The organism is Acetobacter sacchari (assembly GCF_017377715.1).
GTDB lineage: Bacteria > Pseudomonadota > Alphaproteobacteria > Acetobacterales > Acetobacteraceae > Acetobacter > Acetobacter sacchari.
Genome location: NZ_JAFVMF010000004.1, coordinates 250,193 through 261,287, shown reverse-complemented (window position 1 = coordinate 261,287; position 11,095 = coordinate 250,193). Strand labels below are relative to the sequence as shown.

The following is an 11,095-nucleotide window of genomic DNA, read 5'->3' as shown; positions in this document are numbered from 1 at the left end:
GGCGCCAATCTCATGCGCAGAAATGCTCACCCGTGATTTTCCAAACAGGCTCTTAAGGATGCTATGCGCCTCAAGCCAACGCAGTGGCGGTTGTGAACATGACGCAGGCGAAAGCGGCGCAACATAGACTCGCTAGTGTTGCGGTATAAAGCCGGCAATCCTTGCCGGCCGACTATAGCGAGTTTTTTAATATGAATGATGGCATGGGGTCCTTTGGATCTAAACTAGGTGAGGTTTCGTTCCGGTTGAGCGGCGCGGCCAGAGATGGCTGATTGGCGCTATAGGGCTAGCGGACCATCGGGAGCTATGTGTCAGATGCGACGTAGGTAGCGGGCTAATCTTTGGACGTGATCAGTTCCATGTAGGACCGAGATTTCTGATAGGCTGACAACTAAGGCGACGGATCGCTGAAAATGCGACGCGAGGTATCCCGTAAAGGCGTGGTCACGCCCCCCTCATCCACTCGTCGCCGGATGCGTCAACGATAGGCTGTCTTTGCATACGGTAACGCCGTCCAGCTTACAAAATTGGGTCGCTTGTGGCGAAGGGGGTGACTCTGTGGCGTCAAGTGGCTCGACCTGCTGCTTTGAGGCGCGCCTGCATAGCCGCACCGGTGGGGATTGTTCCGTTGCCGTGTATCGCGCACACTGGCCCCAATGAACGCGCCGATAGGTCCTCGCCCCACGCTGGTCGCACCAGATCCTGACCGTATAAATTCGGTCGGGTCTCATGATTCTTCGTCCCCGGCCCGCGCGGCGCTGGAAACAGCGTTGTCGCGTACCGGCCTCGCGGTTGAGCCGCGAGAGGAGTCCGCGCTGCTGCGTCGCATTGGCCGGGCCCTGGCGCCGGGTGCGCGCGAGATTCCCGACGATACGTTCATCGCCGCGCTATGCGCGGTACGTCGCAAGCGCTGGGCGTCCCGAATGATGGATCTGACCCGGCGCGAGGGGAGGATATGGATTTCCCGCGAGGATATGGAGCAGGCGGCGGCGAACGTCGATGATCCGGCGGCGAACGATCCGATACTACTCAATGCTCTCGAGCCCGTTTTGGCCGCGCGTTATCGTGAACTCGGCGATACGCCGAAGGCGGCGTTGGAGGCGTTGCGGGCGGATATGCTGGACACCGGGCGGGTGCTGTCCAGCGCGCAAGTCGCTCGCGTCGCAGCGTCCATTGCGAGTGCTTTCGGCCTCGCGGATAGCGACCGTTTCGCTGGCGGGGCACAGCGCGAAGATGAGGAGCGTGCGGAAAACGAAGCGGCGATAGAGCGCGCCGCTCAGGCGCGTCGGCGCAAGGAAGAACTGCGCCTTGAAGAGTGGGAACAAAGCCTTGTCCCGTTCCGCGACGTGCCGCGCATTCTGCATTGTTCGCAGCGGGAGGCGTTGCGCTGGGTTGCGGAAAACCGTCTTCCGGTCGCTCGGCGCGTGCGGCAACCGGACGGATTCGAACTGTGGGAATTTGATCCGGCCGAGCTCGTCGCGCTTCGTGGCGACCTGCAGGAGTGGCGTCGTGGCGGGCAGGATGATAGCGCAGTTCCCAGGCGGGAAGGTGGGCGCGATGCGCGTGGCCGTCACGATACCGCGCTGCCGGAACCGCCCGCTGTTGGAAGGCATGTGGCCAACGCGGTCATCGCCCGCGTGGCGGCGCTGGATCGATATGCCGCGCATTTTCGCACGGCCCGGGCGCTGACGCGGCGGATCACTCTGGTCACCGGCCCGACAAACAGCGGCAAGTCGCACACCGCTCTCGACGCTCTTGCCCGTGCGGAGAGCGGTCTGGCGCTGGCCCCGCTTCGTCTTCTGGCGCATGAGTTTCGCGAAGCGCTGGCGTCGCGCGGTGTGGACGCAGCGTTGGCCACAGGCGAGGAACGAATTGCCGCGCCGGGCAGCCGCCATCTGGCGGCGACTGTCGAGATGTGTCCGTTCTCCAATCCCGTCGATGTCGCAGTGATTGATGAAGCGCAGATGCTCTTCGATCCGGATCGCGGCGCGGCCTGGACGGCTGCGATCATGGGCGCCCCGGCAAGGCATCTGTTCGTTCTTGGCGCGCCGGATTGTATTCCAATGGTGCGACGGATAGCTGAGCTTTGTGGCGATCCGCTGGATGAGATCACCCTCCATCGTAAAAGTCCGCTTCGCGCGGCTCCCTCTGGCGTGCGTCTTAACGACCTGCGCACCGGCGACGCTTTGATCGCGTTTTCCCGTCGTGAAGTGCTCGACCTGCGCGCCGCGTTGATGGAACGGGGGCGACGGGTGGCGGTCGTATACGGCGCGCTGAGTCCCGAGGTGCGTCGGGCCGAGGCGCAACGGTTCAATTCCGGCGCAGCGGATATCCTGATCGCCACCGACGCCATCGGCATGGGACTGAACCTGTCGATCAAGCGCGTCGTCTTTGCGTCCTTGCGCAAGTTCGACGGACGCCAGACACGCGACTTGTCGGTGCAGGAGGTCAAGCAGATCGGCGGTCGCGCCGGACGGTATGGCAAGCACGAAGACGGCGTTGTCGCGGTTCTCGCAGACGCCGGCAGCCCGCGCTTCATCCGGGATCGTCTCGTGGCCGCGCCGGAACCGCCGGAGGAGTTGCGTCCGCTGGTGCAGCCGGATGCGGATATTGTTCGCGCGATCGCCGCCGAGATCGGGTCGGACAGCCTTTACGGCGTGCTCGCCCGTATCAAGCGTGCCGTGCTGCGTGTCGACGATCCGAACTACCGTCTGGCCGACATGGAGCAGCCATTCGCCATCGCGTCCGCTCTGGAGGGGGTGGAAGGGCTCGACCTGACACAGCGCTGGACCTACGCGATGTGCCCGGTCGATGATCGCGACAACGGGATTCGACGTCTCGTAGGTTGGGCGGCGGAACACGCGTCGGGCCGAGCGGTTCCTCCGCCGGGGACTGGTCGTCTGCCACCGCCGGATCGCGCTGGTCGCGAGGAGCTTGAGCGCGCGGAGAAGCGGCATAAACGTCTGGTGGCGTGGCGCTGGCTGGCGTTACGGTTCCCTGACAGCTACCCCAACCGGGAAGATGCAGAACGCGCGACCGCTGAACTCAACGACTGGATTGAAAGCGTGTTGCGCCAACACAGCCGCGCCCGCACGCGTCGATGAAAGTCGCATTGAAAATGCAAGAGGTCATGCGGCCGTAGCGCGTTTGATTGTGTTGACACAGGACAGCTCGGGGACTGTGGCTGCTTGTCGGCTTCGGAAAGCTGCGTATGCGCTCGTTTAATGGTGACGCCGTGGCTGCATTTTAGAATGCGTTTGCAAGGAAATGGCGTTCACTCTGGTAACTTGAAAAGCTTCTCGCGGTCGGTTTTGAAGCGTCGCGAAGGTGGAGATTTGAGTCTCGGCCTTACATGTGCTGCCCAGTGAGGTTCCCCTGTCATCGATGAGGTAGTGTCTGCGTGAGGCGTAATCTCGTAGGAGAATGACGCAGCCGGACCTGATCGGACGCGGCGCCTTTGCGGCGATAGGTAGCCAATCAATAAACGATTGTGGCTTCTATGTCGGCAGAGCCCTGAAACACGACTCCACACGATGAGAGGCTCCATTCAGGGAGGCGAGGCGTGTGTATGTCGCCTGACATGTGCCGAGTAGCCGCCACTATCCGCCAATTCCTGCGACAAGCCGACGAACAGCCACGAGATGAGGCCCGTGTAGAGAGGGGAAGGTGAAGGCGTGAAGAGCATCGTCCTGTGTGCGCATGTTGCCCAGAGGCGTAGTGAATGCAAAATAGGGAAACTTTGATTTTCCATTGTTGCTATTTATTGCGTCACGGCGCCGCTGTAATGAAGGGGCCAGAAGAGAACGGGGCCGTTCCGGCCTTGCATGAAACCATGATCTCTTGTGCCTGAGTTTTACCGAGCGGAGCGTCTTGCCATGAAGTCCAGCCTTTTTTCATTCCCTGCTGCCACCCTTGCGATCGGCCTGTTGGCCGGCAATCCGGCGTCTGCGCAGGTCGTCACCAGCGCCTCGCAGATTCAGGCCGGCGCTTATGATGTAGAGCCTGGTCACACGCAGGTCAGCTTCGAGGTGCTGCATTTCGGTTTCACCAACTATCTAGGCGTGTTTTCGAACGTATCCGGGACGCTCAACCTTGATCCGAAGAACCCGTCCGTTTCTAAGCTGTCTGTAACAATCCCGGTGGACTCGGTGCAGACCACCAGCGCGAAACTCAATGACGAACTCAAGGGCGATCAATGGTTTGACGCTGCGAAGTTCCCGAACGCCACGTTTGAGTCCACGTCTGTTCGACTCAGCGGCAAGAATGACGCCGTCGTGACCGGCAACCTGACGCTGCACGGCGTGACGAAGCCGGAAACCCTGAAGGTTCACTTCATCGGCGCTGGCGTGAATGCGCTGGACAAGAAATACACGGCTGGTTTCGAGGCTACAGGCGTCATCAAGCGCAGCGACTTCGGCGTGAAGATGTATGTGCCTTACGTCTCTGACGACGTGCACCTGCGCATTGCTGGCGCCTTCGAGCGTCAGGACTGATCTTCATGACCACGCCCGCGAGCGCAGTTGGCGGGAACACGCGGTACACCACGGTAGCGATTGTCCTTCACTGGATGATCGCTCTGGGGATTCTGACGCTGATCGCAATGGGGTTGGTAATGGACCATCTCCACCTCGATACGATGCGCGTGTTCCAGCTCTATCAGCTGCATAAATCTATCGGCATTACCGTAATGCTTCTGATTGTTCTGCGCATTGGCTGGCGTTTCGGTCACCGGGCGCCAGCATTGCCAGCGAGCATGCCGTCGCTTGAGAAAAAAGCTGCGCATCTCGGGCACGCCCTCCTGTATGGTTTGCAGGTGCTGCTGCCGCTGAGTGGATGGGCGATGGTGTCCGTCTCCGTACTTGGTATTCCAACCGTGCTGTTCGGGACAATCCCCTGGCCTGATCTTCCGGTTCTCTCAACTCTGTCGGACAAGGCGCCTGTCGAGGACGCCCTCAAGATTGTTCATCACTGGGCCTCATGGGGTCTTCTCGCATTGATCGTCGTGCATGTGACGGCAGCCCTGCGCCACCATTTCGTTTTGCGCGATAACGTTCTTCGTCAGATGCTGCCAGCCTTTGGCGCATCTTATTCACTACGCCAAAAGGGAAAAGTCCGATGAAGGTCGCTCATAAGTTTCTTCCCGTCGCCATCGTGGGCGCGCTCGCGCTTTCGGCTCCAGCGTTTGCCGCTGACTGGAAAGTCAAAGCCGGGGATGGCGCGCTCGGGTTTTCCGGCACTCAAACCGGCAAGGCGTTTTCAGGGCATTTTGGGAAATACGATGGGTCGATAACGTTCGATCCGGCTCACCCTGAGGTGGGGCGTGCAAAAATTACGGTGGATATGACGAGCGCCACAACAGGCGACAGTCAGCGAGATGGCGCGCTGCCTGGTCACGACTGGTTCGACGTCAAGGCGTTCCCGACGGCGGTGTTCGACGTGAAGGACTTCAAGGCCAAAGGCGGCGACGCGTATGATGCGGAAGGCACGTTGACGATAAAGGGCGTCAGCAAGGCTGTCGTTCTACCCCTCGCCATCGACATCAGCGGCGACGCCCTGCACGCCAAAGGACATCTCCAGCTTGTCCGTTCGGCGTTCAGCGTTGGAACTGGTCCCTGGACCTCAGGGCAGTGGGTGGCGCTTGAAGTGGGCGTGGATGTCGATGTTACTGCGCACGGGGGCTGACGAACGGAATTTTTCTCTGCGTCCTTCTGAAGCAGGCAAATTTTCTCGAAAAAAGTCTGGATCAATGTGTAGCGATGTGATCGCTACACGGTCCCTGTCGGTCGCGTTGGCTTGTTTATGTTCGCAGCGCAAAAGGTGGTTGTTCTGCGACCTGCTGACGTTCGATGTCAGAAATCGATGCGGGCGCTGACTGTGGCGGTACGTGGGGCGCCCGGAAAAAGCTGCAACGAGCCGCGACTGACCCAGTAGCGTTCATTGCCTATGTTCTGAACGGAAGCCCTGAACGTCAGGCGGTGGTTCTGTACCCGCGTTATGTATTGCGCCCCGACATTTCCGATAATGTAAGATGGCATGCGGAAATTGTTATCGGGATTGAGCCATGCCGCCGATACGTAGTTCAGGCCGCCGTTGACGCTTAACCCCTTCACCCAGCGCAGCGTATAAATCGCCGAGAAATTGGCCTCGAAGGGCGATGTGGATTCTGCCTGCTTGCCCTTGTATGGCGTTCCTGAGCCATATCGGGCATCCAGATAGGTAAGGCTTGCCGAAAGTTGCAGATCGCGTGTCGCCTCAACATTTGCGGCGGCTTCAACGCCTTGATAGCGGACAAGGCCACCCTGTTGCTGGACATTATTCGAATCGACATATGACGCGATCGTATCCATGCGATACAGCGCGATCGTTCCGCTCCATTTGTTGCGCTGGAACTTGGCGCCGACTTCATATTGATCGCTACGCATCGGAGCGAATACGGCGTAAGCATTCTTCGCCGTCGCCGCGGCCTGCGTTCCGGATTGCATGGCCTGAACCCAGCTGAAATACAGATTGATCCCTGCGTCCGGTTTATAGGATAGCGAGACGACGGGGGTGACGGGATTGTTCTGGCGCGCCGCAGTCCGACGGCCGCTGCCGTTGGTCGCGTAGTCGTTTTCAATATAATCGGTGTAGCGCGCGCCCGCGAGCAACGACCATTTTCCCCAGGTCACCGTGTCGCTCCAGAATGGAGAGACTTGCGTATAGTCGACGTAACGATAAAGGCGGGGATTATAGGCGGTGCCATTGGTCGCGGTTGGACGCGTCGTGTAGATGTTGCCGTACTGATTGGGCGGATAATAGGCGGCATTGGCGTCGGCATCGAAATCCTGCAGCAGCCAGGTGATCCCGGCGACCACATCGTGGCGCAGTTGCCCGGTTTTGAACGTTCCTTCGGTTGTTTCCTGAGCTTGATGATACGTGAAGACGCGCGTCATCTGGAACGGACGATTCAGATAATCTCCCTTGTTATCAAGGAAAGTGATTGCATTGGAGGGAAACCTCTCGTCCAGATGCGTGTAGGCGTAGGTCAGACGCGCGGTCCAGTTTGGCGCAAACCGCCAGTCAAACCCGGTGTTGAAATGCTTGAAATCGTTCGTTTTCCATGAATCGGGAGCGCCCAGTTCAGCGCGTCCGCTGATCGGGCTCAGGTAATGCAGTGAACTGCTGACGCTCACGCCATTGACCATGCCTTTTTGAAGCGTATTGAGATAGAAAGCGTCGCCATGCCAGTCGAGGGTATCCGTCAAACGAACGTGGATGCTTCCGGAAACGGATGTGCTGCGAAGAAAACTTCCATTGTACTGATTGCCGACTTCGTTGCCGATAGCCAACCTCGTCGTCACGCGCCCGGCGTGATCCAGTGGTCCGCCAGCGTCCAGGCTCTGACGGAAAACCGCATCCGAACGATATCCGGCTTCCAGCGCGAGCTTGGGCGTGTCTACTGGCTTCTTGAGTTGAAAATCCATGACGGCGCCGGGGGAACCGAAGCCATAGAGAAAACCCGAAGCCCCTTTGAAAAGCTGGAATTGGCCGAAATTGGCCATGGGAAGATCGATATACCAGTAAGGAATGGCGAAACCGTCGATCTTGTAGCCGTTGGTCCAGTCGAGATTGAGGCCGCGCACGCGAAAACTGGCGCCCGAGGCGGTGGAGCCGCCGTTGGAGTTCTGCTGCACGCCAGGTTCGGCGCGAAAAACGTCAGCGATGTCGACGGCCTGAATCTGCTCCACCTTGGCTGCCGAGACAACGCTCAGAGAAAATGGCGTGTCGAATTCGGATCTGTTTCCCAGTGCACCCAACGGCGTGTGCGCTGCGAGATGAGGGCGACGCGCATCCGCCTTGACCGTGATGCTCTCAGCGTTGTTTGCGTAGGTTTTTGACGCCTCTTTATGTTTTCGGGATGTTGCTGTGTTGTCGCCCGGATCAGGCTTTGGCGTAGCGGCATGACTTGCCGCGCCCAGAGAGAGTGCAACGACCATGGAGGCGGATTTGGATCGGTTTGAAAACGTCATGAGAAGAGGGCAGCCGGGGTAGTTGCCGCTGACTCGGTCGCTGCATATGTGGGCGCTCGATCGAATGCTGTCGTAGGCACATTCACCGCAGCCGGAAGCCGTATGGATGGTGGGTGGGGGCTCGAATAGATATTGACCGGCGGCGTCATAGGAGTGGTCCGTAGCTGTGTTGAAGCAGCTTCAAAAATACATGTTAAGTTAGTAATATCTATATATAACCATTATAAATAGTGTAAAATGCACTCATTTGATTTGTTCATGTTTCAGGTGCCAGCTCCGTACGGCATATGCAATCTTCTGTGATTTTTTCAGGAACAACGCGCATGAAAGCCAGTCTGAGCAACTCTAGCGCTGGGCGGTTCATAGGGATCGGTCAATCAAAGTCAGGGATGTGAGCCGAGCGCCTCAGCCGCAGTTGAGCGATGCGGGTTTTGTCACATCGTAATGCGGCATGGCCGAGCACGCAGGCTGAATCCGGCGTTACTCGGTAAGTGCAAAGAGCAAAGCTAGGCCGCTGTCGTATTGAAGTCAGGCAGGCGGCGTAGAAGAAAATTCCTTGATAAAAACGCGTAATTTGAAAATTTATTCGAAAAATCCAACACTTCAATTTTCGCAATGTTGGGCGTGCAGACCGCTACCGCGCCGAGTACAACGGACAGACACGACCATACGCCACCCTGCTGGCGAAACATGTGTCTCGCTCAGCAGAGCGACATCGGCGGTACTGCCGCGGGAAACGGTCAGTCCGGAGCCGTCAGGTCGAGAGCGCCTATACGCCCGTCTTCGGTTCCATATCCCAAAATGCAGCCGTCGCTGCTGAATGCCAAAGCCGAAACCGGCCCTCCCGCCGCTGCGCAGACCGGCAGTACCCGGTGTGAGGTATAATCGACCATCAGCACCGCGCCATCGGCGAAACCGGCCGCCACGATATCCTGCGTCGGATGAGTGGCGACCCGCGTGCAGTTGACTCCCGGAATGCCGGGCGTCTCCATGGGCGGCTTTCCAATCGGGCCGCCACCGAAGAACGGCCACATCACGACGCAATCGGCGCCGCTCGTGGCCAGCCATTTCCCGTTGCGGGTAAACGCCATGGAGCCGATTTTCGAGGGATAACCGCTCATACGCATGTTATGCCCGTCTGATAGACGCCAGCCGTGCAATTCGTTTTCCTGCATAGCGGTGACAACGGCCTCGCCCGCAGGATGGATCGCGACGCCAAGATGGCTGCCCTTCCACTCCAGCAGACGCGGCTTGCCGTCCTTCGACTGCACGAACCACAAGGACAGGCCGTTGTAGTGCGACGCCGCCAGACGCTTGCCCTTGCCGTCGAATGCGAGCCCCGAGACGGTGGACGCGTGTTCGAACGTTCGCAGTGCCTCTGAGCCGCCTCCCGCCCAGAGTTGAGCCACCTTGCCGGAGGCGAAGGCGATCAGCGCGGTCTTGCCCTGGCTGAACGTCGTAACATGCTCGATCCAGCGCCTCGATCGGGCGACGGTCTCAACGGTCCCGGAAGAAGAGGTGCGTTTCAAATGGCAGTCTTCGCCGCCGGTCAGGAACGCGTCGCTGCTGACATCGGGGGCGATCGTGAGGGCAGGGCCGTCATGGACCTGCGAGACCGTCCACGAATCCGGGGTTTTCAGCCCGGAACGTGGAGCAAGGATCACGTCGCCCTCTCCCGTCGAGAAGGCGAGGAGACTGTTGTCGCGAGAGGCGCAGCACCCGGTGATATGGGCGTCGAAACGTCGTTCGGCGCCTCGTGAATCCACGAGGCCGGGAAAGTTGGGGGGCGAAATCGTGCTGCTCATTCCGGTCTTTCCGGCTCCGTCAAAAAAAAAGGGGGAGACCCGCGATGCTGGACGGGATGTCTGGCGTGGGGCGCATTGTCAGATGGTCGGGGTAGGGACGTGATCAGGGGCTGTCATGATCTGCGTTCGCGCATACGCCACCCTCACTGACGGGCGGCGCGTAGAGAGAGATCGCCTCAGGCCAGGCAGCTCTCGAAACCACGGCGCAGACGCGGGCGGTTGAGGTTGCGTCCGATCAGCACCAGCCGGGATTCACGTTTTTCACCCGCTCTCCACGGACCGATGAAGTCGCCATCCGCCATCATATGCACCGCCTGAAACGCGAAACGTTCGTCCCTGCCCTTGAAGTCCAGTATGCCCTTGGCGCGAAGGATGTCGGCTCCCTGTTCCTGCAGGAGGGCGCCGATCCACGCCTGAAAACGCGGCTCGTCCGCTGGCCCGGGGAGCGTGAAGGACATGCTGGTCACGTTCTCCTCATGCGAATGTTCGGAGTTTTCGAGGAAATCGGGGTGAGCGGCCAGCGCGCGCTGCAGGTCGAAACCGCCCTGATCCAGAACGTCGGTCAACGCCACGTCGCCGCGCGTTGCGTGATGGATGCGCACGAATGCGTTGATCGTGCGGATACGCGCTTCGATCTCCGCGATCTTCGCGGCGTCGACCAGATCGACCTTGTTCAGGATGATGACGTCAGCGAAGGCGATCTGGTTGGTCGCCTCAGGGCTCTCTTCCAGAGTCTGGAGCACGTTGTAGGCGTCCACGACTGTCACGACCGCGTCCAGCCGGGTCTTCGCGCGCACGTCCGCGTCCACGAAGAAGGTCTGCGCAACCGGGGCAGGATCGGCGAGGCCCGTCGTCTCGACGATGATCCCGTCGAATTTCTGGCGGCGCTTCATCAGACTGCCGAGGATGCGGATCAGGTCGCCGCGCACGGTGCAGCAGATGCACCCGTTGTTCATCTCGAACACTTCCTCGTCGGCGTCGACGACAAGATCGTTGTCCACGCCGAGTTCTCCGAACTCGTTGATGATGACGGCGTAGTTGCGGCCGTGCTGCGCGGTCAGGATGTGGTTGAGCAGCGTCGTCTTTCCCGCTCCGAGAAAGCCGGTCAGCACGGTCACGGGCGCCAGCGCGCCGGAGGATGATGTCGCGTTTGCGGGCGTTGCGGTTGCGTCTTGCGTCGCGGACATGGTCGTCGTCTCCGTCACTCTACTTCGCCCGGAAGGTCGCCGTCAGGCGTCGGGTTGCGGAAGAGATATAGGCGCGGCCTTCCTGTCAGACTAG

Annotated in this window: 7 protein-coding genes; 4 read left to right on the top strand and 3 right to left on the bottom strand. The window is 59.7% G+C overall.

Annotated features, from left to right (window positions below):
* The first annotated feature begins 656 nt into the window (after window positions 1-656).
* The 4 genes from J2D73_RS05270 (at window position 657) to J2D73_RS05255 (ending at window position 5,682) form a co-directional block, all read left to right on the top strand.
* On the top strand, window positions 657-3,104 hold the full coding sequence (locus J2D73_RS05270) for a helicase-related protein (RefSeq protein ID WP_207880038.1): 2,448 nt from the start codon (window positions 657-659) through the stop codon (window positions 3,102-3,104).
* Window positions 3,105-3,875: 771 nt separating this feature from the next.
* Window positions 3,876-4,493: a YceI family protein gene (locus tag J2D73_RS05265; protein WP_207880036.1), complete on the top strand. Its 618-nt coding sequence runs from the start codon at window positions 3,876-3,878 to the stop codon at window positions 4,491-4,493.
* 5 nt (window positions 4,494-4,498) lie between these two features.
* On the top strand, window positions 4,499-5,119 hold the full coding sequence (locus J2D73_RS05260) for a cytochrome b (protein WP_207880034.1): 621 nt from the start codon (window positions 4,499-4,501) through the stop codon (window positions 5,117-5,119).
* The gene (locus tag J2D73_RS05255) at window positions 5,116-5,682 is read left to right on the top strand and encodes a YceI family protein (RefSeq protein WP_207880032.1); all 567 of its coding nucleotides are present in this window, start codon (window positions 5,116-5,118) and stop codon (window positions 5,680-5,682) included. Before J2D73_RS05260 ends, J2D73_RS05255 begins: the two co-directional genes overlap by 4 nt.
* A gap of 167 nt (window positions 5,683-5,849) precedes the next feature.
* Here J2D73_RS05255 and J2D73_RS05250 read toward each other — a convergent pair whose 3' ends face one another.
* From J2D73_RS05250 to J2D73_RS05240, 3 genes are all read right to left on the bottom strand, one after another.
* Window positions 5,850-8,009, bottom strand: a complete 2,160-nt coding sequence (locus J2D73_RS05250) for a TonB-dependent siderophore receptor (protein WP_207880030.1) — start codon at window positions 8,007-8,009, stop codon at window positions 5,850-5,852.
* Between the two features lie 740 nt (window positions 8,010-8,749).
* Window positions 8,750-9,814: a WD40 repeat domain-containing protein gene (locus J2D73_RS05245; RefSeq protein ID WP_207880028.1), complete on the bottom strand. Its 1,065-nt coding sequence runs from the start codon at window positions 9,812-9,814 to the stop codon at window positions 8,750-8,752.
* A 176-nt stretch (window positions 9,815-9,990) separates the two neighbouring features.
* A complete protein-coding gene (locus tag J2D73_RS05240; RefSeq protein ID WP_086644020.1) occupies window positions 9,991-11,001 on the bottom strand; it encodes a CobW family GTP-binding protein in 1,011 nt (336 codons plus the stop codon).
* Window positions 11,002-11,095 lie beyond the last annotated feature (94 nt).